Raw genomic sequence first — 26,787 nt, 5'->3', positions numbered from 1 at the left:
TCATATGCAACTTTATGTTATCTATGCGGTGCTGTTACTGCCGATCTTGCCTTCGAAGAAGCTGCGCTGAACTTTGATCAGTCTGATCAGCATAAGGGTAGCGCCAGTGGCCAAACCTGCAATGAGGCCGATCCAGTAACCGAATGCGCCAAATGAAGTGAAGTTAGCGAGCACATATCCTACTGGCAGACCGATAACCCAAAACGAGAGAAATGCGAGTACAAAGGCCACGTTAACGTCCTTATATCCGCGTAGTGCTCCTTGGGTCGGTGTTGCGATGGCATCGGATATTTGAAAAAAGATGGCAAATATTAAAAATTTCTGTGTTAAGCCGATAACGTCCGGCTCGTTGGAGTAAAGTCCGGCCACCTGACGCCCGAATACAAGTAGAATAAGCGCCGTAACCAACGATAGCAAAACAGCCAATCCAATTCCCAGCTTCGCGTATTGCTTAGCATCCTGCATGCGTCCAGATCCGGCTTCAAATCCGATCAGGATTGTCAGGCTCATACAGATGCTGAGAGGAACCATATACAGCGTTGTTGAAAAGTTCATGGCTGCCTGATGAGCTGCAATGGTAATCGTATCAAAATTACTCATGAGCAGGGTGACCGCCGCAAATACGGCTGATTCAAAAAAGATGGAAAACCCGATGGGCACGCCGATCTTCAAGTGATTTTTCCAGGAGCCAAGCGAAATTCCTGGAATGTTTCGAAACACCTGAAAACTGGAGAACGGATGCATCTTTTGGACAATAATAATCGCAATAAAAAAGACAATCCAGTATGTGATGGCTGAGGCTACGCCGGCCCCCACGCCCCCAAGTCTCGGAAAGCCCAGGTAACCGTAGATGAAAAGGGCATTCATTGCGACGTTAAGCGGTAAAGAAATGAGTGTTATCACCATGGACATCCGGGTTTGTCCAAGTCCGTCTATGAAGCTGCGGAGCACCATATAACCGAACAGGGGAATGATACCGACCGAGATGGCAAGCAGATAACGCAATGCGATATCTCGGACAGCTGGTTCCAGGGTCATGGCGTTCAATATACTTGGAACGATGAGATATCCGATAGCAAGTACAGCCAAGGCTAGGAATACGGATAGCCACAGCGCCTGTATGACCTGATAAGCGACTTTGTTATCTTTTCGCGCCCCCATAAATTGGGATACAATCGGGGTAAGTCCTAATAATATTCCACTGAGTCCAGTCTGTACGGGCACCCAAATACTTGTTGCAATCGCTACTCCGGCTAGATCAGTTGAGCTGAACTTCCCGGACATATTCGTATCAAAAAAAGTAATGGCAGAAAGCGCAAGCTGTGTAATGAGAATAGGTAGCAGAATCACTGCAAACTGTTTTAGCTTCTGCCGAGTTGTAACTGTAACATTCATAGGATGAGAGCCTTCCTTGCAAGTAATATTTTAGAGCACAACTTCTTATTGTAATCAATCTGCCTTCATATAACAAACCTTAAATTTTCAAAAACAAAGATCCGGCATGCATACCGGATCTTTGTTCAGTACTATTTTTGCTGTCTACAGAGTTCATTGATGAAGACTTACTTGTAGTTTACTCCCGGAGTATAGCGGTTAGCCGCATTCCAGAGCAAGTATTCATCCACGTTCATATCATGAAGCGCGCGGATTTGTTCCTCGATTTCTTTCTTGCCGTATTTCATATAGTTGCCGCTGCCGAGCCAGCTGGCAGTAAAATCCTGTATCCAGGGGCGGATGATTGGCTTATCAGAGCCAAGCGGATCAAGCTTGTTATGCGTGTCCTTCATGGACCCTTTGATGGTTTGATACGGAGCTTTATCAGGCACCTTGGAGCCGTACCAGCCGGTCGAATAGTGACTTGGATAAACCATTGGGCTGATGACGTCCACATTTTCAGATATTTTCACAAAGTCCTGTCCGATGCCTTCAGCTGCCGGCACAGAAGCGGCGTATCCGAAAATATCGACCGATACGCGAATGCCGAGCGGTGCAAGCTCTTCACGTGCTTTTTTTACAAAATCGGATACGACATCGACCCGGGATTGATCTGTTTTTGTATATTTCAAGGAATTCGCCCGTTTTTCAAAGCCTTCAGGGAAACGCACATAGTCAAACTGGATTTCTTTAAATCCGAGCTTGGCCGCTTCTTTGGCGATTTCGATATTGTAGTCCCACACTTCTTTGCTGTATGGGTTCACAAAGCTTTCGCCTCTGCCGTTTTTCCATACGGTGCCATCGCTTTTACGGAAAGAAAGCTCGGGATTTTTGTTAGCGAGGATCGTATCTTTAAAGACGACGACTCTGGCGATCGGATAAATGTCGTGTTTTTCCAACCGCTGCATTAGCTTGTCGATATCCTTAATAAAAGGCTGCGATTTCCCGAGTTTTTGAAGCTTGGGATTATCCGTCTCATACGTTATGTATCCCTCATCATCTTTAATGTCGATAACCATGGCATTCAGTTCGGTCTTATTCACCAGATCCACGAGCTGATCCATACGTGAGCCCCCTGCGCTGTAGGCGGTCACATAGATGCCCTTTACTTTAGGTGCATCCTTCTGCGGGTCGGTTTTCACAGCTTTTTGTTTGGAGCCGGTGCCTTCGTTAGTCTGGTGCTGGGCAAGTGCAGAATTTACAGTTGTCTCAAGCAGGCTGGTTGATTGCCCGTCTGGCTGAACGGTTATTCCCATGCCTCCTGCAGCCCAAATTAATAAAGCTAAGATGATGTTCATAATGGCTTCTCTCCCTTGTCTGCATTCACTACATGATTATAAAGGAACACTTGTCAATAAAAAGAACAGCTTTGTTACAATGCTGGTTCATATTACCGAGGAACTTTAAATGTAAAATGGTATACCGGTACGTAGTGTTCTTAAACGAAATGGGAGTCAGTTAAACGAGAATTTTGTCAGGAGAGTCACAGTTTGATGGATATAACAACAAACAATGCCGTTACTCCGCGAAGATGATCGGGAAGTAACGGCACCGCTCTTAAAATCATGTGATCTTTAACCACAAAAATCAGTGAAGGTAAGTTTGGTTTTGATATTCATAAATACTACATTGTATGATCTGCAATGCGTCGTCCTCTTCCAGAATATTGAGCCCATCCCTTAGAACGATGATGGAGTTCAGCTCGTTCTGTCTAAAGAAAGGCATCATGTCCGGAAACCATTTCATGACGATTTCTGACAGTTTTACAGTTTCCATTTCCATCAAAATCACCCTTTCCTTCCTTGGATTTAGGTTAGGCAGGACGTCTTTTAGTAAAACGGAAAAACTTGGTTTGAGCTGATTGAAAATATCTCTTGCTATTGTAAGAACTGCGCAACAATATTATACCACAAACTTTTTTTATAAAAATAGATGAAATTAACTTCTGCGGAATTGCCCCATTACCGCGATCGTCTCCACCACATTAACAAACGCTTCAGGATCTGTCTCCGTAATGATTGCCTTTAACTCGGCAAGCTCATATTTAGTCGTTACCGTCATCAGCATATCCTTTTCTTTATGGGTAAAAGCTCCCTCGGTTCTAATTTTGGTGACGCCGCGCGGACGCTTCAGCAATTTTTCCAGCAGATCCTCTGTTTTGTCGGTTACAATAAACAGCGTTACTTTAATATGGCTGATATGAACAAGGTCAATTACTTTTCCTGTTAAATACATGGACAGCATGGAAGCTAGAGCGATATTCCAGTCTTGTTCCAGGTAAGCTACAGCCAGGATAACCAATGTATTCATCCCGACAAGCACATTGCCGACCGGAAAATCCCGATGTCGTGTTACAAGGGAGCCAATGATATCGAAGCCGCCTGTTGAACCTCCGACCCGAAAAGATAATCCGCCGCCAAGCCCGACCAGAACGCCGCCAAACACGGCAGAGAGAAGCATATCGGGTGCTACGGCTTGAACGGGTATGATCTCTAATAAGAGAGTAACTACAAGTACAGACAATATGCTGAGCCAAACGAATCGTTTGCCAAGCTTAATCCAGCCGGCAATCAAAATCGGAATATTTAACACAAAATACATGATACTGATATTAAATGGAGAAAAATAACTGATAAGTATGGCCACCCCGGAAACACCGCCGCTGAGAAGATGGTGGGGGATGATAAACAGGTTAAAACCGCATGCGATAACGATTCCACCCAATATTATGGCAAGATAGCTCCATAAATATTTAATCAAAAATTTCACCTCTTGAAGTAGTATGAGTTAAAGTAGCTTGCTGGTATTCCAGAATTGTTTTGTGATATAATGTGTTGGATATTCTTGAGTAGTTCGTTACAATGATAACTTTGTATGTTTAAAAACATGCTTAACAGGATGACTATACAGATAGCTGACCTTTGGACTGGCGGCATTATAAAGAACGGTCCATCTCTTGCAGAAAAGCGTGCGGACCAAAAAACAAGGCCTATAACGTTTCTGCTACTTAAGAATACAGAGAAGAAAGTGGGATGTCCACTAGATAGAAGGAGTTTGAACCTATTGAAAACATTTACAGAATTTGGCCTGGAGCCACAAGTGCTTCAGGCAATAACAGAGCTCGGCTTTGAGGAAGCCACTCCGATTCAGTCCCAATCCATTCCGATTGCGCTTACCGGAAAAGATATGATTGGACAAGCACAGACGGGTACAGGTAAAACCGCAGCATTCGGTCTTCCGCTCATTAGCAAAATTAACAAGAATGAAGATCGTATTGTAGCACTCGTGATGACACCAACCCGGGAATTGGCAATTCAAGTAGCTGAAGAGATCGGTAAATTATCCCGTTTTAAAGGAATCCGTTCCCTCCCAATTTACGGCGGACAAGACATCGGACGCCAAATTCGCGCTCTTAAAAAGAAGCCTCAGATTATTATCGGAACACCAGGACGTTTACTTGACCACATCAACAGAAAAACGATTCGTCTCGACGATGTTCAGACCGTTGTTTTGGATGAAGCGGATGAAATGCTGGATATGGGCTTTATGGAGGACATTCAGACCATTCTCAAGCTTGTCCCTGAAGAACGTCAAACCATGCTTTTCTCGGCAACAATGCCCCCTAATATTCAAAAGCTTGCACAACAGTTTTTGAAAGACCCAGAGCACGTATCCGTAATTCCTAAACACGTTAGTGCCCCATTGATCGATCAAGCTTATATCGAAGTGCCTGAACGTCAGAAATTCGAAGCGCTGAGCCGTTTGATTGATATCGAATCTCCCGATTTGGCGATTGTTTTTGGACGTACCAAGCGCCGGGTAGACGAGCTGGCAGAAGCGCTTCAAAAACGAGGTTACTCTGCAGACGGATTGCATGGCGACCTGTCTCAGCATCAGCGTGATACCGTCATGCGTAAATTCCGTGACGGAAGCATTGACGTTCTGGTAGCCACTGACGTAGCAGCCCGTGGCCTTGACGTATCGGGGGTATCGCATGTTGTGAACTTTGACCTTCCACAGGACCCTGAGAGCTATGTACACCGTATCGGTCGTACGGGCCGTGCCGGTAAACAAGGTACTGCATGGTCTTTCGTCACTCCGCGGGAAATGGATCATCTTCATTTCATCGAACGGGTGACCCGTCACCGCATTCCACGCAAGCCGCTTCCAACGATGGCGGAAGCGATTGAAGGGAAACAGCGTGTGATTGCCGAGCAAGTGATTGAGATTATCGAGAATGGCGAGCTGAACGAATACAAAGGCTTGGCTATTCAGCTTTTGGAGCAGTATGATTCTGTACAATTGCTGGCTGCAGCGATGAAACTGTTGACTGGCGACAACAAAAAAGAAGCTGAAATCCAGCTTACACCAGAAGATCCGATTCGTGTGAAGCGCCGGAAGCCAGATCTCCGCAGCGGCCGCAAGCCTAGCGGCTATGGTCGCAGCAATTACGGTGGCTACAATCGTGACCGTAACAACAGCGGCGGACGCGGAGGCTACTCCAAAGGCGGCTACGGCCGTGATAACGGTGGTGGCAGTCGTGACCGCAACTATAGCGGAGATCGCAAGCCGCGGACGAACAATGGAGACCGCCGTCCGAACCGGAGCGGTGATAGCTCTTACAGAGGCTAGATTCGGTATTAACAATTTCAGACAATAGAGGAAGACGGAGCCCGCTCTATAGCGGCAGCTCCGTCTTTTTGATTATCCAAGAAAGTACAAGTTCGAAAACGTTATTGTGAATCTTGGATGCATTGTTCAAGCCTAAGCATGGTTCGTCATAGACTGAGTGAACTTACGCTTGATATTATTGCAGGACTTCAGGCTTAATGATTAATTTAGATAAAAGCACGCAGGATTATAACCAGCAAGATAAAGAGGACCAGAACGATTCCTATAGTAGAACCAAATCCGAAGCCAGAGCAAAAAGACATGTGCATTCAACTCCTTTACCATAGGTTGGTTATTAATGATTACGTCCATATATTATGGGGAAATCGTTAAGATGGATTGGACACGAACCTAATCAGCTATAAATTAGGCTCTGGTCATGTGCATGTGAAATAAGGTATATTATTAAATACATGCATGAGATTTAGTGAGGAGGAAACGTTTTGGAAATGAAAGGAGCCATGGGTGGCTTATATAAAGTTACCGAGTGGATAACCCGCATCGCGTTCACTAATATATTGTGGGTTCTGTGTACTTCCCCTTTTTTATTTGTGCTTTTCACAAAGTTCTTGATGTTTATTCAGATCCCGGAAGCGCACAATGAGCAAATACTGTTAAACTGGGTTTTGGCAATTCTAACCCCGTTTCTGGTGTTTCCAGCTACTTCTGCAATGTTTACGGTTGTCAGAAAGTGGGTCATGGGAGATCCAGATATTCCGATTTTTAAAACTTTTTTCAGAGGTTACAAGGAAAACTATAAGCAGTCGATGCTCGGTGGTATCGTGTACACCTTGCTGTTCGTTATCATGTACATTGACTACACCGTTTACATGACACAGTTTAAGAACTTCCAGATTGTTGGAATGGTGATGCTAGTTCTTCTTTTAGTATTGTTCGTCTCGATGTTCAATTTCTTCTCAATGACGGTTCATTATGAAATGAAAACCCGTCATTTGTTGAAAAATGCGGTGCTGCTTACGTTGATTCGTCCGTTTCGTGTTTTCTCAACATTGGCAGGAAGCGCTGTCTTAGTATTTATCGGTATGAAAATGCCTGCGCTATTTATCATTTTCCTGTTTTCTTTGATGGCTTTGCTCGCATTCTTTAACTTCTACGCTACTTTTCTAAAAATGCAGGAGCAGGCAGAGCGGATGAAACAGATTGAAGAAGAAGAGTCTGCAGAACAAGCTATGCTAGAAGAGATGGAACATGTTAAATCTGACGATAAATAGTCGAAATAACAGAAATGACAGGTTTACATTTTAGCAAAAAGCCCCTATAATTAAATTACATCCTGCGATGTGCGTAACGGTACTCCGTTGTTTTGAACCAATGACGATGTCTCGGGAGATCAACATTGTTTCGTGGCTGAAATGCCCTGCTTGTCTAAGGGGAATTCATATACGATTACTGAGATCACCCACCTGTTTTACGCAGGTTCGAAGACAATGTTACCGAAACGGCATAGGCGGGTTTTTCTTTAGCTGATCATTAAAGCGTCCTTCTTTCGATTTTGAAAGATGGGCGTTTTTTTATAAACAAATAAGAATAATTAATCTATATTGTTCACTTGGCGTATACTACTTTCAGGAGCTGATTTTGTCTTTTAAAAAGGACGCCAATGCTGGTTTTTTTCTGATTGTTGTGAGCATGTTCACAATTACAATAAAGGTTTGCTGAAAGCATAAACAATTGATAAACTAGATAGTGAAAAGGGAACGGTCATTGAGAAAAAGGAGGAACGGTCTTTGTCATTAAAACGAGTTCTAACGGGTATCGTGCGAAGTTATGACGGCACAAGCGACCGTGCTAAAGACCCCAAACTGAAAACACGTTACTACAACCTCTCTAAAGAGAAATGTCTTGAAGAAGTATCTTCAACGCTCAAAAAAATACCAGGGTATAAAGTGCTGCATGAGGTCCCTTCAGTCGGAGAAATTACTTTGGAGAAGAAAACCTCCCTCGGGCGTACATTGGATATCACAGTATCCGTGCTTGGAATAAGTCCAGTACGATCTGCTATCGATATTTATTCAGCCTCTCGTGGCTCTTTAGGTGATCTTGGAGCTAACTATCGTGTTATTTTAAATTTATTTTCAGCCTTGGAGAAAAAGATCGGCAAGTATAAAATCGATAGTTAAACACGAAAAAGCGGGAGAGCTGCTCTCCCGCTTTATAACTATAGCCTGCTGTTGTCGTAAATAATTATTATCGCAGTGATTTAACGGCCTCTACGGCTGCTTCATAGTTCGGGTGCTCGGACATTTCGCCGAGATACTCGACGTAAGTAATTTTGTCGTTCTGATCTACAACGAAAATCGCCCGCATGTCGAGCTGGAATTCTTTAATCAGAACGCCGTAGGCTTGCCCGAAGGAGCGGGATTTATAGTCAGACAATGTGATGACCCGGTCTACTCCGGCTGCTCCACACCAGCGTGCCTGCGCGAATGGAAGGTCTGCACTTATAGTCAGGATCACTACATCGTCACCCAGTGCAGCTGCTTCCTCGTTAAAACGGCGAGTCTGAGCATCGCATACGCCGGTATCGAGGGAAGGCACTACGCTGATCAGCTTGATTTTCCCCGCAAAATCCTTAAGAGTAACCTCTTCCAGCAGGTTTTTGCTAACGGTGAAATCAGGGGCTGAATCGCCTGGCTGAAGCTTTGGACCGATAAGGGTGATAGGGTTGCCTTTAAATGTAGCGACACCTGTACGTTCTTGAGCCATGAAAAATCTCCTCCTTGAATATCAAAGTTTGGTGATCGGGTTCATGGTACATTATAATCTTTTTAAAAAGGGAATGTCCACCTAAGGATGACCTGTATCCGGTTGGGATAGGAGAATGCCATGATATTTATTCGATATGAAAACTGGAAAAGTTATTTGCGTTATTACCCTTTCACTTCTTTGCTGTTAATTGTGAATCTTGCTATGTTCTTTGTTCTGACATTTAACGGCGGGTCCACCAACTTTGGAACATTGCTGGAGTATGGCGCGGTGACAAATAGGGAACCTTTTCGTGAAGAATGGTGGCGGTATTTCGCAGCAATTTTTTTGCATAGCGGGTTTGATCACTTGTTCTTTAACAGCTTTGGTTTATTGGTGATCGCACCGCCGTTGGAACGAATACTTGGATCGTTTAAATACGCACTGCTGTATCTCTCCAGCGGGGTTATAGCAAATATCGTCAGTGTTGCCCATTATGATCGAGTTGGGGAATATACGCTGCTTGTAGGGGCTTCAGGTGCGATTTACGGAGTGTACGGAGCTTTTCTGTATATCGCCTTGTTCCAGCAGAATAAGATGGACGAAGCTTCTAGAAAGATTCTTTATACTTTGCTAGTATTGGGGATTCTGTTCTCGTTTGCCCCTGGGATCGGCTGGATGGCACATATAAGCGGAATGGTTGCTGGTTTCTTTATTTACGGCCTGCTTATTCGTCTCGTAAAGCAGCGCCGAGTGTAAAATCGTTCAAGGAACGGTTAATGTTTTGTTCTAAAAAAAAGTAGCATGGGATTTCAGAATGGAGCGATCATCGCGTGGAATTAAGACAGTTGCAATACTTCGTAAAGGTTGCGCAGAAGGAACACGTTACCCAAGCGGCAGAAGAGCTTCACGTGGCCCAGTCTGCGGTTAGTCGGCAGATTCATCAGTTGGAGGAAGAGCTCGGCGTCAATCTGTTTATGCAAAAGGGACGTAATTTGCAGCTGACGCCTGTTGGACAGTTGTTCTGTAAGCGGGTTGAAGAGATTATGAAAGACCTTGAGCGTGCAGTAACGGAAATTCATGAGTTTTTGGACCCGGAGCAGGGAGAAATCCGTATCGGCTTTCCTCACAGTCTCGGCATTCATCTGATACCGTCGGTCGTGGCGGAATTCCGTAAAAGCTATCCGAATGTAAGATTCCGTTTCAAGCAGGGGATGTTTCCAACGCTCATTCGGGATGTGATTTCTGCGGAAGTCGATCTGGCATTTGTATCCCCGTTTCCTGAGCGTCATGATCACGTGGAAGGAAATGTAGTACTGACTGAGGAATTGTTCGCTGTCTTGCCTCCTAATCATCCGCTTGCGGGTGAGAAGGGCATCAAGCTGGAGCAGCTAAAAGATGAGCACTTCATACTCTTCAGCAAGGGTTATTCTCTTCGCCCGATTGTATGGCATGCTTGTCTGGAGGCAGGTTTCACACCGAAAATAGCCTTTGAAGGGGAGGAAACAGATACGATCCGGGGCCTGGTTGCTGCGGGTATGGGAGTAAGCCTGCTGCCGGAAATGGCGCTGTTCCAGACGAACCCGCTTCAGCCGGCAAGAGTAAGTGTTACGGAACCAAAAGTAACTCGCTCAATCGGGCTGATTCATCGGGCGGATGATAAGCTTCCACCTGTAGCTCAGGCATTTCGAAGGTTTTTGCTGGAATATTTCGGTCTGGAGCCGGAAGCCGAGCCATCCAAAGTGATGGACAGTGCCCCGCCTTTATCCCGCACTTAGTTAATCTTATAAAGAAAAAAAGCAGGCCACTTGAGAAGAATCAATCAATCTTCCAGTGGTCTGCTTGTTTTTTTGCGATAATAGTCGCGGGGTTATTCGCGGTTATTGACAAAGATTAAAATATAACGAATCAACTCCAGCAAGGAGAGAAGAGCAGCGGCTACATAAGTTAAGGCAGCGGCGTTTAATACTTTGGATACACCGCGTTCTTCTTCGTTTGAAATATATCCTTCAGAAACCATAATGTCACGAGCCCGGTTGCTGGCATTGTATTCGACCGGCAGTGTAACCAGCTGAAATGCAACAGCCGCCGAGAAGAAAATAATACCAAGACCAATCAGATTAACTGCCTGGAAAAAGAATCCGGCAAGGAGCAAAAATGGGGCGATCCCGGATGCAAAGTTGACGACTGGGAACATTTTATGACGGGCAACGAGCATTGGGTATTTCACTTTATGCTGTATGGCGTGGCCAACTTCGTGACAGGCAACAGAGACAGCGGCAATTGAACGCTCGTAGTAAACGGGTTCGGACAATCTGACAACACGCTGAATCGGATCATAGTGGTCTGTCAAAGCGCCCCGTACGGGCTCGATCGGTACATCATGCAGGCCGTTGCTGTCCAGCATATGGCGAGCTGCATCGTAGCCGGTCATTCCGCTTGAATTCTCTACCTGGGCCCATTTATTAAACGTTCCTTTTACCCGGAACTGTGCCACCAGGGTGAGGATAAATGCAATGATAATAAGAATTAGCATAGGGTCAAAATAAAACATTCATCATACCTCCGTTAGTTAGTATTAGGATTACATAGGAGTAAATTGATTGAGCAATATTTGCAGCGACTCGATACAAGCCGCTCCCTTTGGAAGAATATTAGTTAAAGCCGCACGTGCCTGATTGGGCTTCAGGTCTTTCAGAAGAGGCTTAAGTTCCTTGACATCTCGTTCCAGCTGCTGGATATGGAGCTCCAGCTTGGTTAATTTATCCGTAACTACAGCATCTTGGGCAATTGATTTCCAGCGCTCTAGCGTATTTTTAATCTCTTCCAGGGTATATTTCTCTTGTTTAAGTTGATTAATACGTTCCAACGTGTTTAAAGTTTCAGAACTGTATAGACGGTAATTTTTCAAAGTTCGTTCCTCAGGGGAGATCAGACCCAGCTTCGTATAATAGTCGATGGTTCTTTCGCTGATCCCTGCCGCCTTTGCCAATTCACCGATACGATACAGCTTCGGTGCACTCAAACTTCCCACGTTTTATCACCTCGCAGGCCTGTATGATTATGATATTAACTTCTAATAGAAATATGATACATGATCGCTAACCGTACAGTCAAACGTTATGCTTTCTATTACAATGATGTGTACATTTATACAGAACGCAAAATGACATAGTCTTTCTGGCTTAATGTCCACTGCTGTCCATTTCGTTCGGGTGCTCTGCGCTGATCGGGTATGATCTGATAAGCGCGGAGCTGATAATCACCGGGAGAAGAGAGTTGTGGTGAGCCGATAAAATATACTTTTAACAGTCCGCCGAATGATTGCAGCTGCTTCAAGTCTTCAATGGAAGGAAGTGGAGGGCTGGTGGGATGACTGTGATACAAGCCGCATATGCGGGGTTCATTAAACAGAAGAGCGGTCCAGACCACCGGGTCCAGCGAGAAATAAAGCTTTGGATCGGTGGCGGTGTTGGGAATGGCAATATAGTCATCAAGCCGCAAACCTCTTTCTGACAGATTCCCTAGAAATACGCCACAAGCCTCTTCGGGAAGGCAGGAAAAGGTTTGCTCACGGATCTTGTGCAGCACCTCGGAGGTTATTTGTATAGGGAAATCATTATCATTTCGGCCGTTCATGGTATTCTCCTTTATTATGAAAAGTATCATATTTCATCTTATAGCTGGTTTGAAAGTTATGGTATTCAGGGTACAATAGGGACTATAAAAAGTCTATCAGTAAAGGAAACGATCCATGAAACGTAACTTGACCATTTTGGTAATGATTGTTCTGGTGGGGATCTTGGTGGTATACAATCAGGCAGGGGACAAGATCGTGTCTGTATTTATGGATGAGAAGCCATTGCCTACTGAAACCGGAGCTAAGGCAGGTATGCTTGCACCCGCATTTTCGCTCGAAGGATTGGATGGCAAGACATATACTGGTGAGGGGCCTCGGGATAAAGCGCTCCTCATTAACTTCTGGGCTTCCTGGTGCGAACCGTGCAAAGAAGAAGCGCCGGAGCTGTCGAAACTGGCCGCTGCCTATGCAGAGGATCTGGACATTTACGGGATTAACGTTACGAAATATGACAATGAGAAAAAAGCCCGTCAGTTTGTTAAGGATTTTAACCTGACTTATCCGATTATGTTGGATAAGGAGGGCAAGGTGTTTGAGGATGTTTATAAAGGAAAAGTGTTTCCGACCAACGTTTTGATTGACCGCAGAGGTGTCATTACAGAAGTTATTTTGGGAGCGCCGGAACCGGAAGATCTCGAACAGAAGATTAAAAAGCTTATTCGTTCTTAATACAATGGTAATCTGGGGGGGCGTCCTTTTACAAAGGGTGTCGTTTCGTTTCTGCAAACATGAAAGAGCACGTTCTTCGAACTAGAGAAGGGAGCGTGCTCTTTTTGTATCGTTTTTATGAACAAAAGGGGTACTCTTAGTGATTTATAATACCCTGCCGTGGCAAGGATTCGATTTCGGTCTGTGCCGGTGTCATCTGGCCCAGCAGTGCATATCGCATACTGTCGACAAGTGCTTCCCAGCTAGCTTCAATCACATTACCTGATACGCCGACCGTATTCCATGAGTTTTCAATATTTTTGGATTCAATCAGCACCCGGACTCTGGCTGCCGTAGCGTCATTATCGTCCATGACACGTACTTTGTAGTCCGATAGATGCATTTCTTTCAAGGTAGGGAAATATTGCTGCAGTGCTTTCCGCAGTGCATTATCGAGTGCATTGACGGGCCCGTTTCCTTCCGCAGCTGTATAAATGCTTTGTCCAGCCACTTTAATCTTTACAAATGCTTCGGACATAACAGGACGCCCTGCTGTTTTCTCGACAAGCATTTTGAAGGACTCAAAGGTAAACAGCTCTTGCAGCTCGCCGCTTGCTTCCCGAAGAAGCAGTTCCAGTGAAGCATCTGCTCCTTCAAATTGATAACCTTGATGCTCCAGTTCCTTGATTTTACTAATGACATGCTTGGACTGCTCGCTGGTTGGATCGAAATCAACTCCCATATCCTGCGCCTTGGATACGATGTTGCTTTGCCCGGCAAGTTCGGAGACGAGTATCCGCTGTTTGTTGCCGACCTTCTCAGGCTCGATATGCTCGTACGTTCTGGAGTCGCGCAATATGGCAGAAACGTGAATGCCGCCTTTATGGGCGAAAGCTGCGTTACCAACGTAAGGCTGGTTCACAGGCATATTGACGTTGGCGATTTCGCTCACATAGCGTGCGGTGCTTGTCAGCTGGCTCAGATTCGCTTCGCCAATGCAATCATAGCCGAGCTTCAGCTGAAGATTCGGGATAATAGAGCATAAATTGGCATTGCCGCATCGCTCCCCGTATCCGTTCATCGTTCCCTGAACATGCCTTACACCGGCTTGAACAGCACTTAGTGTATTGGCAACGGCCAGCTCGCAGTCGTTATGGGTGTGAACACCGAGCGGAGCTTCTGGAAGGGAACTGTTCAATGAAGATACAATTTGATGCACTTCATGCGGGAGAGTGCCTCCATTGGTATCACACATGACGAGCCAGTCGGCTCCAGCTTCAAGGGCCTTCGACAAGACAGAAACGGTGTACTCCGGATTATTCTTGAATCCGTCGAAGAAATGTTCGGCATCGAAAATCACTTCAAGGCCCTGTTGTTTCAAATAAGCTATGGAATCATAAATCATGGCCAGATTTTCTTCAAGAGAAGTTTGAAGAGCGGTGTGAACATGGAAGTCCCATGATTTTCCGACAAGTGTGGCCGCTTTCACACCAGATTCCAGAATCCGGTGCAGGTTCGCATCCTGATGTGCGATAGATTCTTTACGACGTGTACTGCCAAAAGCTGTAACTTTAGACGTCAGGCCGAGCTGCTGTACTCTTTTGAAAAATTCGATATCCTTGCTGTTGCTTCCCGGGATGCCGCCTTCAATATAATGGACACCAAGAGCATCCAGCTTTTTGGCGATTTTGATTTTGTCGTCCGCCGACAAGCTGATTCCTTCGCCTTGTGTACCGTCGCGAAGCGTCGTATCAAAGATGAAAATTGACTTAGACATGATGTCCTCCTTTTTTTGCAAGTCCGGGATGGACCGTAGAAGTGATATAATGTTGTCATTATAGCATTTCTTTACGGCAAAGTGACAAAGAATTGAAATTTTAGAAGAGTGCCTATTTCTTGACCCCTGCTGCAAGGGGACATATGCTTAATGCAAAAGAATACTTAAGAAGAAGGTATGTACCCGTGGGAAACATAAACGATTATTATCCGGCAAGAGGACGTGTAATTCTTCATGTGGATATGAACGCTTTTTACTGCTCGGTACATGAGGCGGAGGAGCCGGAGCGGTATCGCGGTAAACCGACTGCTGTTGCCGGCAGCGCGGAGCTTCGTAAAGGTGTTATTGTTACTTGTTCTTATGCAGCGCGCAGGAAAGGGATTCGGACGGGGATGAATGTGCGTCAGGCGCTGAAGATCTATTCTGATCTGATTTTGATCCAGCCGGATTTTCATTTATATCGTAAATATTCCAATGCCTTCATGAACATCGCTTATGCTTACACGCCTTTGCTTGAAGCGACTTCTATTGATGAATGTTATCTCGATATTACAGGCTCCAAGCAATTCGGGACGCCGACCCAGATCGCAGAGGAGATTCAAACGCGCATTCGGGAGGAGCTGTCACTGCCGTGCTCGATCGGAATTGCTCCAAATAAGCTGCTGGCCAAAATGGCGTCTGATATGAAGAAGCCAAATGGCATTTCCGTGCTCCGCATTCGGGACGTTCCGAAGCTGCTATGGAACCGGCCCTGTGCTGAATTGTTCGGTATTGGCTCGAAAACGGCGGACAAGCTCAAAAAGCTGAACATCGTAACGATCGGTCAGTTGGCGGCAGCGGATGAGGAGATGTTAACCGAAGCTTTTGGAGTGATGGGAAAATGGATGAAGCAAGCGGCAAACGGTTTGGACCATTCCCCGGTTAATGCTGAGCGAGAGCCGAGCAAATCCATTGGCCATGCGACTACACTGCCGGCAGATATTACTTCCCGAGAAGATGTCAAGCGTGTGCTGCTTAATCTGAGCGATCAGGTGGCAAGGCGTCTAAGAAAGCAGAAATTGTTGGCAGGAGGGATTCAAATCACGCTGCGTACGCCTGATATGAAGACGACGACACGCTCTCGTCAGCTTGTCACGCCAACGGAGAATACAGAGGATATATATCGGGAAGCCTGTTTATTGTACGATAAGCATTGGGTGGAAGAAAGACCGCTTCGGCTGCTTGGTGTTACGCTGCAACAGCTCGTCTCGCGTGAAGAGTCGGCTATTCAGCTGGATCTATTTGACTATGAGAAGCAACCAAAGAAGGAATCATTAACGAGAGTGATGGATGAGCTGCGTAACAAATTCGGGGAAAGTGCGGTGCTTACAGCAGGAATGCTTGGGGATGATCCTTCAGCGTTGATCCGTAATCATAAGGTTAGAGGAACTTCATTGCAGATGGATTTTATTCGTAATACAAACCGTAAACCGGAACAGGAATAAATTTCTGAATAAAGAAATGTAATGAATATCATTTGTGTTGCAAAAAAAATTGTATTAATATGAGAGTGGTGCATACAAACTATGCACCTTTAGTTATGCTTTAGACATACAGGAGGCAGAGGAACAATGGCGAAGTTTACATGGGTAGATAAAGATACATGTATTGCTTGCGGCGCTTGTGGCGCTACAGCACCCGATATTTATGATTATGATGACGAAGGTCTTGCGGAAGTTATTTATGAAGGTGATAACAATCGGGGAATAACGGAAATTCCTGAGGACTTGTACGAAGATTTGGAAGATGCGTGTGACGGATGTCCTACGGATTCCATTCGGATTGCGGACGAGCCTTTTAACGAAGAGTAATCATATTCTGCGAGCGAATTTCGCAGGTTTCATTATAGGAATTGACTTAGGCGTCTTTGCTCGTACTTATGCAAAGGCGCCTGTTTTTTGCTGAAAATGTTTGTAGACGGATATTATATTCGCAGCCTAGCGTAGGGAATACAGAATGGAGGCCTTTGTGCCGATAAACAGAATATACAAGAAGAAGCACCCAACGTTTCTTCGAGAAATAGGTTCTGACGGAGGTTCTCATGTTGAACAATTCACTGTATCTCAAACGCTATGTAGAGACGCATCCCGATAATAAAATGGCCTGGTATTTGCTAGGGAAGGATTACGAGTCTAACGGGGAGCAGGGAAAGGCCAATTATTGCTATAACCGTGCTGAAGAAGTGTATGAGGCGTTTGAACTGAGTAAAGTTCCTTCAGATATATGGAAAAATTATGAGTCGCGGCTTTTACAACTTGAGAAAGAAAAGGATAAGAGGAGAAAAAGAGTCCGGCATATGCTTTTGGCAGCTGTACTGCTGCTTCTGGCTATGATTCCTTCGGTGGACGCTCCGGGAGGGCCGGGGTCAAGTTTCGCCAAGAGCAGGCCGAATGGTCCGGAGGAAAGTCAGCTGACTATAGCCGCGGCAACAAATGAGGAGTATCGTGGCCCTCTATTCACTGCTGTTGGTAAGCGCGACAAGAGATGGTCCAGCATACTTCCGCACCTGATGACCGAATCGGATCGTTTGCCTTCGTGGACAGTGGCTCTTGGGATGAAGCGGGCAGGAAAGTGGGAGATATGGTCTGAGAACATGCCGATCCTGTACGGCATTTATAAGGATGCAAACGGTGTGATCGGCATCGAGCCTTTCGAGGCTGTTCAGGCCGAATGCGGCGGTTGCAAGCCGGCGAAGAGTACGGCGCTAAAGGGCGATGCGCAGCGTTGGGCAGACATACAGGTCCAGCATGCTGTATTAAAGGAAGCGATTCAGCGTTATCAGGAGCAAAACGGCAAAGCCCCTGAAAGTTTGGATGATCTAACAAGACCGTTTCCGAATAACTGGCTTTCCGGGAAAACAGAAACGATGAACATGTTATTTCCGATTTTAACAGGTGGCGGTAACCCGGATAAAAAGCTGCCAGGAAACCTCGGCTCCTCTCCGGATGGGGAAGCTTTTTTTAAAGAGCCTTTGGAAGTCATTATAGACCGCAAAAATCACCGGCTGGGCGTTGTCAGTGGATCGGTACTGCTTCGAAATTATGAGGTCGGGCTTGGCCGTGACAATAAAACGCCGCTGGGCCAGTTTCATATTAGCGATAAGGTAATGAACCCGAACGGGTCGGCAACCGGGACATACGGCTCTCGCGGAATGCAGCTTTCGGATTCCAATTACGCGATTCACGGCACTTTGGATACGGAAAGCATCGGAAGGAATGAATCAGAAGGATGCATTCGCATGTATGGGGAGGATGTTGAGGAATTGTTCGATCTTGTGCCCATGGGGACCCAAGTGAGTATTGAGGAAGGGGTTCTGCCTGATGACCTGGTCATACCGGATGAGCGTTTTACACTCAAACATGCAAAGGGACAAACGAACCCCCACAAAGTATATAATTGGCTTGATTAAGGCTGGGCGAATATGATCAGAACGACGATCAGAATGATCAGCAAAGTGATGCTTGTGCCGATCCACAGAATGGCTTTTTTGTTGACTTCCTCTTTTTTCTGTTGCAGTGTCGGTGGTTTGCGCTTAGCTGACATTTCCATTCCCCTCTTCTCATTGTTTATGGTGAATTACTTCTTACATTGTATAAGGTTTGTCCAAAAAATGCTATAACATGAGGCGGGAAGCAGATGCCCAAAAGTGGCAAGAAAACTTTCCTTTTACTTCAGAAACGGATAAACTGAATGATAGAGAAATTATAAGCCATGAGAGGAAGAATGGATGTGCTGTACCGTAATATAGGCAAGCCTTTATTTTTTAAAATGGACCCGGAAAAAGCTCATCATCTCGTCGTTGGGGGGCTTGAGCGTACCGCTCTGCTGCCTGGGGCTGAGGCAGTTATGCGCACAGTATATGGCGTTAAGGAAACCCCGGATCTTGCCGTAGATTTATTCGGCTTGCACTTTCCCACACCGATCGGACTTGCAGCCGGATTGGATAAAAACGGGATGGCGGTCAGAGGGTTTTCTTCCATCGGCTTTGGTTTTATGGAAGTAGGCACAGTCACGCCCAAGGGACAGCCGGGTAACGAGCTTCCTCGATTGTTCAGGCTGCCTTCGGATGAGGCGCTTATCAATCGGATGGGATTTAATAATGAAGGTGCTGAAGCGATGGCTCGCCGTTTATCACTGCTTAAGGAGCGGCGAATCCCGGTGGCGATCAATATTGGAAAAAACAAGGAAACGCCGAATGAGGATGCGCATGATGATTATAAGACGTGTATTCGGCAGCTGTTTCCTTATGGCGACTTTTTTGTTGTAAACATCAGCTCTCCAAACACACCGGATTTAAGAAGCCTTCAGCATGGCAGTGAGCTGTCTTCATTACTGGATGCGGTCATGAACGAAATGTCACAGCAGGCAAAGGTCCATGGAACGCAAAAAGCGGTTCTCGTAAAGATCGCTCCTGACGTTAGCGACGAGGAACTTGAGTATATGGTGGATACGATATCCGGAAGCGGAGTATCCGGCATTATTGCAACAAATACGACATTGTCCCGAGCTGGATTAAGTCACGGAAATGCAAAAGAAACGGGAGGACTGAGCGGCAAACCGCTGCGTGAGCGGTCCACCGAGATCATTTCAAGGATATATCAGCAAACCAAAGGCTCCCTGCCGATTATCGGCTCAGGGGGGGTCTTTACTGCTAAAGGCGCATATGAGAAAATTCGCGCCGGAGCAACCCTGGTGGAAATTTACACAGCACTCATTTATGAGGGCCCTGAGGTGAATCGAAGGCTGCATGCAGGTCTTCGAGCGTTGCTGAAACGTGACGGATATGCACACATATCTGAAGCTGTAGGAGCAAATCATCGGTAAGGGGTAAAGACAGGAGGCATGACGATGGACGGTAGAGACTGGGGGACATTTTTGCTTCCGTATGAACAGGCCGTTGAAGAATTGAAAGTGAAATTCAAGACAATGCGCGCTGAGTTAAAAAAACGAGAAGAGTATGCACCAATAGAATTTGTAACCGGACGGATCAAGCGAATATCCAGCATTCTGGACAAGGCTAAGCGATTGAATGTTCCTATGGATCAATTGGAAACCGGGATTGAGGATATTGCAGGGATTCGTATCATGTGTCAGTTTGTGGAGGACATTCGGCGGGTAGCTGAGTATATCCGCGAGAGAAAAGACTTGAAGGTCGTCTATGAGAAAGACTATATAACCAACTATAAAGAAAGCGGGTATCGCAGCTTTCACATGATTGTGGAATATCCGGTTCAAACAGCATTGGGTCAGAAAATTGTACTTGCTGAAATCCAGATTCGTACACTTGCCATGAATTTCTGGGCAACGATCGAGCATTCTTTAAGCTATAAATATCGTGAAAGCCTGCCGGATGAAATCCGTGCCCGACTGAAAAAAGCGGCGGAAGCTGCAAATACGCTGGACAATGAAATGTCGAGTATCCGTGAGGATATATTGGAGGCTCAAAAACAATTTGAGGATAACTCCAATATTACTTCACAGCTGCTCAACGAGATCCATCAGCTATATTTCTATCATATGGTCAATGAGGCGATTGAATTTCAAGCCCGGTTTAATGAAATATGGCAGAAGAAAGAACATAGTGAGTCCATGGAAGCGGTAAAGGAACTGCAGAAAGAGGTTAAGGATTTATTGGCAGCAGCTAAAAAGAAAGGTCATGAGAATGAATTATGATCCGCTCTACGCTGCCTACCTGGTTTATTTCAATCGAGACCGGGATTATTTTGAATGCCACGAGGTACTGGAAGAGCTGTGGCTTGCTAATGACCGAGACCCTCGCTATAAAGGGCTTTTGCAGGTAGCTGTGGGACTGTACCATTTTCGGAACGGAAATGTTCGAGGTGGTTATAAAATGATGACAAGCGCCTATACACTTCTCAAGCCGTGTCGGCCGGATGAACTGGGGATCGATATGGCGAAGCTGGTTACCGAGGTCGGCATCTATGCCGACCGATTGGCATCGTATAGTACAGAGCCTTTTTCATATTATGATCTCACGATCCGGATTTTGGACTCGAAATTGTTGGCGCTTGTAGCCAAGATGTCAACAGAAATTCGTCCTGCCTTATCCCAGCCTCGCGGTTCACGGCGTACATAGGCGCGTACTATATTCAAGAGAATAATGAGAAACCCGCTGCGTATGGATAGCAGCGGGTTTGTTGAGAATAAAGGAAAGTAAATAATAAGTTCGGCATGATCTTCAAGCCTTAATGAGAAGATTATACTTCAGGAGCTGTTCCTTTGTATTTATTATCGATGAATTCCTGAATCTCCTCCAAGGACTTGCCCTCGTCCTTCAGACGCTTGGCATCTTGCAGTTCTGCCAGGCAGGTGCCACATTGCGCGCCATGATCTGTCCACTTTACGCCTTCTTCATTCTTTTCAGCTATGAAACAACGGTGCAAGGAGTCATGCAGCTTCTCATTATCCATACAGCCACAGTAACATTTGAGCTCCTTAAGAATCTCTTCGAGCTCCCCTACGGCAGCATAAGAGGCTTGGGTGTTATCTGTGTAAACGGAGAGAAGTTCTGGCATGACATCAACAGAAGCTGTCGTTTCATACTGTTCGGAGTCGAGACCGTGAGAGTGAGAGGATGAAGAATCCTTGTCAGAACAGGCAGTTAGCAGCAGTGCACTGATCAGCCCCGTGATCAGTATGGAATGTATTCGCTTCATGGAGATACACTTCCTTTATATTTATCGAGAAATTGCGAAAAATCTTCTGCCGTATTGCCATCCGCATTGGCATTTTCCGTAATGCCGCCAACGAGGCGTTCTTTCTCTACTCCATTCTCGTAGAAGACAAGGGTTGGAGTATATTCAATGTTGTACTGTCTTAAACCTTCCTGAAATTCACGCAGGTTGAACTGGTGAAGGTATGCTTCGCTTTGTTCCGCAAGCGGCATCAGCTTTGGTGTTGTCACCTGACAGCTAGGACAATCCGGTGAGAAAAAGTAAACAAAGAAGCTTTCTTTGTTCTCAATCTTCTTGTTTAATTCATCAGGCAGGATGATTTGTTGATAATTGGGATCATCCAAAATGGCCTTCGTCGAAGGATTCATTTCAGAGACCTTCATGCCGCCGTACAGCTCGCTTTCCTCTCCTTGAGTATTCAGAAATGCAAGCAAGCCGATAAGTACAAGAAAAATACCGATAAACAAGAACAGACCTGTATATTTCTTTTTCTTGTGGTCCAATTACTCACCTCCATCGTTCAAATTGTATGGTTTTGTTCATACCTTTTTTAACTTTTTTTATTATACAATATAAAATGTCACAGCGAAACAAATAGAGTTCACTCTCTTATATTCTAATAGACAAGGCAGGTAGATATATGGTTTTACAACTCCCAGCGCCTTTTGAGGCCAGAATGAAGTCGCTTCTTGGCGATGAATATGAACAGTTTAAACAAAGCTATCAACAGGCTCCGCACGCAGGCATTCGGATCAACACGTTGAAGATCAGCAAGGAGCAGTTTAGCCGGATCTCTCCGTTTTCGCTCGCTCCCATCCCCTGGTGTGAAACCGGGTATTATGTGGAGAAAAGCGTTCGTCCAGGTCGGCACCCGTATTATCACGCTGGGTTATATTATATTCAAGAGCCAAGCGCTATGGCCCCGGCTGAGCTGCTGGGCGTTGTACCCGGCGATCGTGTACTGGATCTATGTGCAGCACCGGGCGGTAAATCGACCCAGATCGCTGCAAAACTTGCAGGCTCGGGACTTTTGATCAGCAATGATCTTTCACCGGATCGAACCAAAGCATTGGCTAAAAATGTGGAGATGTGCGGTGTGAGAAATGCGGTGGTTCTTAATGAAACTCCTGAACGAATTGCCGAGGTGTTTCCGCAGTTTTTTACAAAAATCCTGATTGATGCTCCATGTTCAGGAGAAGGGATGTTTCGTAAAGACGCCGATATGCTGAAGCATTGGGACCCGTCCTCACCTCATAAATATGCGGACATGCAAAGAGAGATTTTGTCTTCGGCTGCCAAAATGCTATGCAAAGGAGGAAGGCTCGTCTATTCCACATGCACCTTTTCTCCCGAAGAGAACGAAGGGATTATTGCGGCTTTTCTGAAGGACCATTCGGAGTTTTCAGTAGTTCCTATTGGTGACTCCGAGTGGTTCTCGCCAGGAGAAGCGCAGTGGGTGATGGAGCATAGCAGACAGCAGGATGGCGCGGGTGACCCTGACTTTGAAACATACATTGAGCAAACCCGGGGGACAGGCCGTTTATGGCCGCATCGGGTCAATGGAGAAGGGCATTTTATAGCTGTTCTCAAGCGGGCAGGTCAACTGGATGAACAGGTAGACTTGCATGATTGGCCGAAAGCGGAAGCCAAAGGGGCATGGCAGTCATCGAGACCAGAGAAAAAACAAAAACCATCACGAAAGAGCGGTGATCGGCTGAAGCAGAAGAAGGTAACTACCTTTAGACGATCGGGCGAACGTTCTGAGTCTGACCGCAAAGGAAGCGAGCAAAGTCATCTTGAGATTTTTTATGATTTTGTCCATAAACAGTTGAATTTGGATTTGTCTAAAGGCTATCCTGTAGTCCACGGAAATTACATCTATCTGTCGCCGCTTCCAAAGGGCCGACTGGAGGGACTAAAGACGGTTCGTGCAGGTTGGTACATGGGTCAGATCAAGTTTGGAAGATTCATTCCCAGCCATCCACTCGCTACAGCGCTGAAACCTGGCGAGGCTTTGAGATCGGTCAGTTTGTCATCGCAGGACGGAGAAGCTGTTCGCTACCTGAAAGGTGAAACGCTTGAAATCCCATCAGACCGAATTCATTACGAGTCTGTCACCGATTCCAAAGGGTATGTGTTAGTATGTATAGATGGGTATTCTGCCGGTTGGGGAAAATGGCAGTCCGGTATATTAAAAAATGAGTACCCGGCAAGCTGGAGGTGGATATCAACATGAGCGCCAAGGGCAGAACAACTCTAAGGCTGGATAAGGTTCTCTCCAATATGGGTTATGGTTCTCGTGCCGAGCTGAAAAAGATCGTGAAGCGGGGAGCCATAACTGTAAACGGATCTTCTGTAAAGGACCCGGCCATGCATGTGAATCCGTATCAGGATACAATAGAGATTGAAGGAGAACAGATTCATTACAGGGAATTTGTATACTTAATGCTGCACAAGCCCCCTGGGGTCATTTCGGCAACCGAAGACATCAGGGAACGGACTGTATTGGATCTACTGGACAAGTCTTATCTGACCTATGAGCCGTTTCCGGTTGGACGGCTGGATAAAGACACAGAGGGATTGCTTTTACTAACCAATGACGGCAAGCTTGCTCATGAGCTGTTGTCTCCGCGCAAGCATGTGCCGAAAACGTATGAAGCTCATATAGCCGGAAAGGTATCTGATGAGGACGTCGCTCTTTTTTCTCAGGGGGTTACCTTGGATGATGGGTATGTGACATTGCCTGCTGAGCTGACGGTGTTGTCGATTGAAGAACGGGAAAACGGACCGCTGTCTAAAATTTCGCTTACGATTCATGAAGGCAAATTCCATCAGGTAAAGCGAATGTTTGAATCCGTTGGCAAAAAGGTCATTTACTTAAAGCGCGTCCGGATGGGAGAGCTTCAACTGGATGAATCACTTCCGATCGGCTCATACCGTGAGCTTACAAACGAAGAATTGGCGTTGTTGGGAAAGCACAGCTAAAGCACCCTGGCTGACAAAACTTAAGTAGAGAATATATACAAAAGGATGGGTGGAGTCATGACTTATAAACTGGTAGCGCTGGATGTTGACGGGACGCTGTTAAACGATGAGCACGTAATGACGGAGCGGACGATGAGGACGATTATGGAGACCGCAGAAAAAGGAATTGAAATTGTGCTGTGTACCGGGCGGGGACCGCAAAATACGATTCCTTTTTTAGAGAAAATGGGCCTGACCGGTTACGTAATCAGCCACAATGGGGCAGCTACGGTAGAAGTAGAGTCCAAGAAAATCATTCATCAGTTCGAGATGGAGAAGAATAATCTGAATCCCTACATGGATTATTGCCGGGAAAAGGGAGTACATTTTGATGTTAACACGGCGTTTGAGATGTATGTAGATAACGTAGAGGAACTGGCGGGACCTGTGCGTTTTATGTATGAGAACTATTTGATGTTGCCTTCCAACCTGCCGGCATGGGAAGAACTGAAAGAACCGGTTGTTAAATTTACAGCTTTTGGAGAGGCAGCGGATATGGAAGCTGTTTACGAAGATTGGAGCAAGTGGGAACCGATCTTTAATATACAACGCAGCGGCGAGTATTTCATCGACCTGATGCAAAAGCAAGCTTCCAAAGGCAATGCGCTGCAGCAGCTTGCGTCCAAACGCGGCTTGAAGCCGGAAGAAGTGCTGGCGATTGGTAATTATTATAACGATATTACGATGCTTACATTTGCTGGTATGGGTATTGCGATGGATAATTCTCCAGTTGAAGTAAAGGCTGCAGCAGACGCGCTGACGGCATCGAACAACGATGACGGTGTACATGAGGCGCTTGTGAAGTATTGTTTGTCATAATGGATATGGATTTTTCAAACCTCCGTTCCCTCCTTGCATGGGGCAGCGGAGGTTTTTTAATGCGCTTTTACTCCGGTGAAAGCGGATGGATGTTGAGAGTTCCATATGTCATAATAATAGAGGAACACATATTCCATAAATATATATATTGTTGTATGTATAGATATATGATTTTTACGAAAAAGGAGATCTTCATGAAATTACTTCAGGCATTATTTTTCCCTCCTGAACAGCCGGGGGGCGTCTCTTCGATGATTCCGCATTTGCAAGACCGATTTCAATCTTCACGCTGGGACATGGAGCTGTTCTGGTTGCCGAAAAGGGTTCGCAACAAAGGAGAAGGAGAGCCTATATTTCATACGTTTGACTGGAAAGTTTACGCGAAAAGCCCGATCGTTCAAAAGTATATCCAAACGTATCTCGACTACATATGGTGGATTCGCCTTCGTTTGAAGAAGCCTTTCGATCTGATCCATGCGCATCATCCTATTGCCGGAATGGCCATGAAAGCAGTATTTCCGGATACGCCGCTGATCCAAACGGTACACTCTAGTTATGAGCGGGAGCTCATTTTAAACGGGAGGATCGAAGAGAATGGTCTGGAGCATCGTTTTCTCGTATCGTTGTATCGGGAGCTGGAGTATATCAGTCAGGAGCTGATTACGGTATCGCGATCTTTTGCCGATTATATGTCATCTTACGTAGAGTCGCCACAATCCATTAGGATCATTCCGAACGGATTTGATGAAAAGCGCTTTAAGCCTGTGCCGCATGAGAATGAGATTCCACAGCTGGTTACGGTATGCCGCCTCGTCCCGGCTAAAGGGCTGGATGTTCTGCTTAAAGCTTGTGCGGAGCTAAAACGAAAAGGCTATGATTATGTGCTTCATATTATAGGTGACGGACCATCCCGGCATGAGCTCGAGGATTTGGCCAGGGATCTTGGTATATATCAGGAAACGATATTTTACGGGTATACACTGCATCCGGAAGAATTTATGCCGTTTTTTGATATTTTTGTGCTTCCTTCACGAGCAGAGGCGTTTGGTTCCGTCTTTGCGGAAGCAGCGCTGAGCTGTCTGGCACTTGTCGGCAGTGATGTTGGAGGGATTGCGGAGCAGATTGAGGACGGAGTTAACGGACTGCTTGTACCTTCGGAGGATTATATGGCTCTAAGTGAAGCGCTTGAGAAGGTGATTTCCGATCCGATGTATCGCTACGAACTCGCGCGATCTGCTTGGGATAACGCCAAGAAACGATATTCGCTCACAAAGTCTGTCAATGAACTGAAGAAATTATATTTGAACTATCAAACATAAGAAAGAGGAATCGAT

General features: G+C 45.7%; 28 protein-coding genes and 1 other RNA gene. 17 read left to right on the top strand and 12 right to left on the bottom strand.

Going from position 1 to position 26,787, the window contains the following annotated elements; genetic code table 11:
- Nucleotides 1–21 precede the first annotated feature (21 nt).
- From C8268_RS03060 to C8268_RS03045, 4 genes are all read right to left on the bottom strand, one after another.
- Nucleotides 22–1,395 carry an MATE family efflux transporter gene (locus C8268_RS03060; RefSeq protein WP_106766319.1) on the bottom strand — a complete coding sequence of 458 codons (1,374 nt, stop codon included), beginning with the start codon at nt 1,393–1,395 and terminating at the stop codon, nt 22–24.
- Nucleotides 1,396–1,562: 167 nt separating this feature from the next.
- The gene (locus C8268_RS03055) at nt 1,563–2,690 is read right to left on the bottom strand and encodes a putative glycoside hydrolase (protein WP_420094264.1); all 1,128 of its coding nucleotides are present in this window, start codon (nt 2,688–2,690) and stop codon (nt 1,563–1,565) included.
- 331 nt (nt 2,691–3,021) lie between these two features.
- Complete coding sequence (locus tag C8268_RS03050) at nt 3,022–3,216, bottom strand: hypothetical protein (protein WP_106769814.1); 195 nt, start codon at nt 3,214–3,216, stop codon at nt 3,022–3,024.
- Nucleotides 3,217–3,372: 156 nt separating this feature from the next.
- Entirely contained in the window at nt 3,373–4,194 is an 822-nt protein-coding gene (locus tag C8268_RS03045) for a YitT family protein (RefSeq protein ID WP_106766317.1), read from the bottom strand.
- A 303-nt stretch (nt 4,195–4,497) separates the two neighbouring features.
- On the opposite strand from C8268_RS03045, the gene cshA reads away from it, so the two are divergent.
- The 4 genes from cshA to C8268_RS03025 all read left to right on the top strand — a co-directional run bounded on the left by cshA (nt 4,498) and on the right by C8268_RS03025 (nt 8,246).
- Entirely contained in the window at nt 4,498–6,066 is a 1,569-nt protein-coding gene (gene cshA / locus C8268_RS03040) for a degradosome RNA helicase CshA (protein WP_106766316.1), read from the top strand.
- A 482-nt stretch (nt 6,067–6,548) separates the two neighbouring features.
- A complete protein-coding gene (locus tag C8268_RS03035) occupies nt 6,549–7,337 on the top strand; it encodes a YesL family protein (RefSeq protein ID WP_106766315.1) in 789 nt (262 codons plus the stop codon).
- Nucleotides 7,338–7,393: 56 nt separating this feature from the next.
- Nucleotides 7,394–7,584, top strand: a non-coding RNA gene (gene ssrS / locus C8268_RS03030) — 6S RNA.
- A 269-nt stretch (nt 7,585–7,853) separates the two neighbouring features.
- Nucleotides 7,854–8,246 carry a DUF1499 domain-containing protein gene (locus tag C8268_RS03025; protein ID WP_106766314.1) on the top strand — a complete coding sequence of 131 codons (393 nt, stop codon included), beginning with the start codon at nt 7,854–7,856 and terminating at the stop codon, nt 8,244–8,246.
- Between the two features lie 67 nt (nt 8,247–8,313).
- Here the strand turns inward: C8268_RS03025 and tpx are convergent, their stop codons facing one another.
- Entirely contained in the window at nt 8,314–8,832 is a 519-nt protein-coding gene (gene tpx, locus C8268_RS03020; protein WP_106766313.1) for a thiol peroxidase, read from the bottom strand.
- A 120-nt stretch (nt 8,833–8,952) separates the two neighbouring features.
- Here tpx and C8268_RS03015 point away from each other — a divergent pair, with 120 nt between their 5' ends.
- Nucleotides 8,953–9,570 carry a rhomboid family intramembrane serine protease gene (locus C8268_RS03015; RefSeq protein ID WP_106766312.1) on the top strand — a complete coding sequence of 206 codons (618 nt, stop codon included), beginning with the start codon at nt 8,953–8,955 and terminating at the stop codon, nt 9,568–9,570.
- Nucleotides 9,571–9,644: 74 nt separating this feature from the next.
- A complete protein-coding gene (gene gltC, locus C8268_RS03010; RefSeq protein WP_106766311.1) occupies nt 9,645–10,589 on the top strand; it encodes a glutamate biosynthesis transcriptional regulator GltC in 945 nt (314 codons plus the stop codon).
- Nucleotides 10,590–10,681: 92 nt separating this feature from the next.
- Here the strand turns inward: gltC and C8268_RS03005 are convergent, their stop codons facing one another.
- From C8268_RS03005 to C8268_RS02995, 3 genes are all read right to left on the bottom strand, one after another.
- Entirely contained in the window at nt 10,682–11,365 is a 684-nt protein-coding gene (locus tag C8268_RS03005) for a zinc metallopeptidase (RefSeq protein ID WP_106766310.1), read from the bottom strand.
- A 30-nt stretch (nt 11,366–11,395) separates the two neighbouring features.
- Nucleotides 11,396–11,845, bottom strand: a complete 450-nt coding sequence (locus C8268_RS03000; protein ID WP_106766309.1) for a MerR family transcriptional regulator — start codon at nt 11,843–11,845, stop codon at nt 11,396–11,398.
- A gap of 116 nt (nt 11,846–11,961) precedes the next feature.
- A complete protein-coding gene (locus C8268_RS02995; RefSeq protein ID WP_158702659.1) occupies nt 11,962–12,450 on the bottom strand; it encodes a M67 family metallopeptidase in 489 nt (162 codons plus the stop codon).
- Between the two features lie 115 nt (nt 12,451–12,565).
- Here C8268_RS02995 and C8268_RS02990 point away from each other — a divergent pair, with 115 nt between their 5' ends.
- Nucleotides 12,566–13,120 (top strand): TlpA family protein disulfide reductase, encoded by a 555-nt coding sequence (locus C8268_RS02990; protein WP_106766307.1) that lies wholly within the window; start codon nt 12,566–12,568, stop codon nt 13,118–13,120.
- Between the two features lie 136 nt (nt 13,121–13,256).
- Here the strand turns inward: C8268_RS02990 and cimA are convergent, their stop codons facing one another.
- A complete protein-coding gene (cimA, locus tag C8268_RS02985; protein WP_106766306.1) occupies nt 13,257–14,876 on the bottom strand; it encodes a citramalate synthase in 1,620 nt (539 codons plus the stop codon).
- A gap of 185 nt (nt 14,877–15,061) precedes the next feature.
- Here cimA and C8268_RS02980 point away from each other — a divergent pair, with 185 nt between their 5' ends.
- The 3 genes from C8268_RS02980 to C8268_RS02970 all read left to right on the top strand — a co-directional run bounded on the left by C8268_RS02980 (nt 15,062) and on the right by C8268_RS02970 (nt 18,324).
- Nucleotides 15,062–16,360, top strand: a complete 1,299-nt coding sequence (locus tag C8268_RS02980) for a DNA polymerase IV (RefSeq protein WP_106766305.1) — start codon at nt 15,062–15,064, stop codon at nt 16,358–16,360.
- Between the two features lie 126 nt (nt 16,361–16,486).
- Nucleotides 16,487–16,726, top strand: coding sequence for a ferredoxin (locus C8268_RS02975; RefSeq protein WP_106766304.1), 240 nt, complete (start codon nt 16,487–16,489; stop codon nt 16,724–16,726).
- A gap of 230 nt (nt 16,727–16,956) precedes the next feature.
- Nucleotides 16,957–18,324, top strand: a complete 1,368-nt coding sequence (locus tag C8268_RS02970) for a L,D-transpeptidase family protein (protein ID WP_234032653.1) — start codon at nt 16,957–16,959, stop codon at nt 18,322–18,324.
- Here the strand turns inward: C8268_RS02970 and C8268_RS22875 are convergent.
- Entirely contained in the window at nt 18,321–18,458 is a 138-nt protein-coding gene (locus tag C8268_RS22875) for a hypothetical protein (RefSeq protein WP_199794803.1), read from the bottom strand. The genes C8268_RS02970 and C8268_RS22875 overlap by 4 nt on opposite strands.
- A gap of 186 nt (nt 18,459–18,644) precedes the next feature.
- Between C8268_RS22875 and C8268_RS02965 the strand changes: the two genes are divergently transcribed.
- Genes C8268_RS02965 through C8268_RS02955 form a run of 3 tightly spaced genes read left to right on the top strand, consistent with a single transcriptional unit; the run spans nt 18,645 to nt 21,012 of the window.
- Nucleotides 18,645–19,739 (top strand): quinone-dependent dihydroorotate dehydrogenase, encoded by a 1,095-nt coding sequence (locus C8268_RS02965; RefSeq protein WP_199794908.1) that lies wholly within the window; start codon nt 18,645–18,647, stop codon nt 19,737–19,739.
- A 24-nt stretch (nt 19,740–19,763) separates the two neighbouring features.
- On the top strand, nt 19,764–20,588 hold the full coding sequence (gene yjbM, locus C8268_RS02960; protein WP_106766302.1) for a GTP diphosphokinase: 825 nt from the start codon (nt 19,764–19,766) through the stop codon (nt 20,586–20,588).
- Entirely contained in the window at nt 20,578–21,012 is a 435-nt protein-coding gene (locus C8268_RS02955; RefSeq protein ID WP_106766301.1) for a DUF309 domain-containing protein, read from the top strand. The genes yjbM and C8268_RS02955 overlap by 11 nt, the downstream gene beginning before the upstream one ends.
- A gap of 121 nt (nt 21,013–21,133) precedes the next feature.
- On the opposite strand, the gene C8268_RS02950 is transcribed toward C8268_RS02955, so the two are convergent.
- A complete protein-coding gene (locus C8268_RS02950) occupies nt 21,134–21,592 on the bottom strand; it encodes a PCYCGC motif-containing (lipo)protein (RefSeq protein WP_106766300.1) in 459 nt (152 codons plus the stop codon).
- Nucleotides 21,589–22,113: a thioredoxin family protein gene (locus C8268_RS02945; RefSeq protein ID WP_106766299.1), complete on the bottom strand. Its 525-nt coding sequence runs from the start codon at nt 22,111–22,113 to the stop codon at nt 21,589–21,591. Before C8268_RS02945 ends, C8268_RS02950 begins: the two co-directional genes overlap by 4 nt.
- Nucleotides 22,114–22,250: 137 nt before the next feature.
- Between C8268_RS02945 and C8268_RS02940 the strand changes: the two genes are divergently transcribed.
- From C8268_RS02940 to C8268_RS02925, 4 genes are all read left to right on the top strand, one after another.
- Nucleotides 22,251–23,846 (top strand): RsmB/NOP family class I SAM-dependent RNA methyltransferase, encoded by a 1,596-nt coding sequence (locus C8268_RS02940; RefSeq protein ID WP_106766298.1) that lies wholly within the window; start codon nt 22,251–22,253, stop codon nt 23,844–23,846.
- Nucleotides 23,843–24,595 carry a pseudouridine synthase gene (locus C8268_RS02935; protein WP_106766297.1) on the top strand — a complete coding sequence of 251 codons (753 nt, stop codon included), beginning with the start codon at nt 23,843–23,845 and terminating at the stop codon, nt 24,593–24,595. Before C8268_RS02940 ends, C8268_RS02935 begins: the two co-directional genes overlap by 4 nt.
- A 57-nt stretch (nt 24,596–24,652) precedes the next feature.
- The gene (locus C8268_RS02930) at nt 24,653–25,453 is read left to right on the top strand and encodes an HAD family hydrolase (protein WP_106766296.1); all 801 of its coding nucleotides are present in this window, start codon (nt 24,653–24,655) and stop codon (nt 25,451–25,453) included.
- 194 nt (nt 25,454–25,647) lie between these two features.
- On the top strand, nt 25,648–26,772 hold the full coding sequence (locus C8268_RS02925; protein ID WP_106769812.1) for a glycosyltransferase family 4 protein: 1,125 nt from the start codon (nt 25,648–25,650) through the stop codon (nt 26,770–26,772).
- Nucleotides 26,773–26,787 lie beyond the last annotated feature (15 nt).

Origin of the sequence: Paenibacillus faecalis (assembly GCF_900289175.1) — a bacterium.
Classification (GTDB): Bacteria; Bacillota; Bacilli; order Paenibacillales; family Paenibacillaceae; genus Paenibacillus_AQ; species Paenibacillus_AQ faecalis.
This window is presented reverse-complemented; position numbering and strand designations above follow the sequence as displayed.

Bases quoted from the DNA above. Each gene is read 5' to 3' on its own strand.
- C8268_RS03060 (WP_106766319.1), bottom strand. From the start codon at position 1,395: ATGAATGTTACAGTTACAACTCGGCAGAAGCTAAAACAGTTTGCAGTG.
- C8268_RS03055 (WP_420094264.1), bottom strand. From the start codon at position 2,690: ATGGGAATAACCGTTCAGCCAGACGGGCAATCAACCAGCCTGCTTGAG.
- C8268_RS03050 (WP_106769814.1), bottom strand. From the start codon at position 3,216: ATGGAAATGGAAACTGTAAAACTGTCAGAAATCGTCATGAAATGGTTT.
- tpx (WP_106766313.1), bottom strand. From the start codon at position 8,832: ATGGCTCAAGAACGTACAGGTGTCGCTACATTTAAAGGCAACCCTATC.
- C8268_RS03015 (WP_106766312.1), top strand. From the start codon at position 8,953: ATGATATTTATTCGATATGAAAACTGGAAAAGTTATTTGCGTTATTAC.
- C8268_RS03005 (WP_106766310.1), bottom strand. From the start codon at position 11,365: ATGTTTTATTTTGACCCTATGCTAATTCTTATTATCATTGCATTTATC.
- C8268_RS02995 (WP_158702659.1), bottom strand. From the start codon at position 12,450: ATGAACGGCCGAAATGATAATGATTTCCCTATACAAATAACCTCCGAG.
- C8268_RS02990 (WP_106766307.1), top strand. From the start codon at position 12,566: ATGAAACGTAACTTGACCATTTTGGTAATGATTGTTCTGGTGGGGATC.
- cimA (WP_106766306.1), bottom strand. From the start codon at position 14,876: ATGTCTAAGTCAATTTTCATCTTTGATACGACGCTTCGCGACGGTACA.
- C8268_RS02975 (WP_106766304.1), top strand. From the start codon at position 16,487: ATGGCGAAGTTTACATGGGTAGATAAAGATACATGTATTGCTTGCGGC.
- C8268_RS02970 (WP_234032653.1), top strand. From the start codon at position 16,957: ATGTTGAACAATTCACTGTATCTCAAACGCTATGTAGAGACGCATCCC.
- C8268_RS22875 (WP_199794803.1), bottom strand. From the start codon at position 18,458: ATGTCAGCTAAGCGCAAACCACCGACACTGCAACAGAAAAAAGAGGAA.
- yjbM (WP_106766302.1), top strand. From the start codon at position 19,764: ATGGACGGTAGAGACTGGGGGACATTTTTGCTTCCGTATGAACAGGCC.
- C8268_RS02955 (WP_106766301.1), top strand. From the start codon at position 20,578: ATGAATTATGATCCGCTCTACGCTGCCTACCTGGTTTATTTCAATCGA.
- C8268_RS02950 (WP_106766300.1), bottom strand. From the start codon at position 21,592: ATGAAGCGAATACATTCCATACTGATCACGGGGCTGATCAGTGCACTG.
- C8268_RS02940 (WP_106766298.1), top strand. From the start codon at position 22,251: ATGGTTTTACAACTCCCAGCGCCTTTTGAGGCCAGAATGAAGTCGCTT.
- C8268_RS02935 (WP_106766297.1), top strand. From the start codon at position 23,843: ATGAGCGCCAAGGGCAGAACAACTCTAAGGCTGGATAAGGTTCTCTCC.
- C8268_RS02930 (WP_106766296.1), top strand. From the start codon at position 24,653: ATGACTTATAAACTGGTAGCGCTGGATGTTGACGGGACGCTGTTAAAC.
- C8268_RS02925 (WP_106769812.1), top strand. From the start codon at position 25,648: ATGAAATTACTTCAGGCATTATTTTTCCCTCCTGAACAGCCGGGGGGC.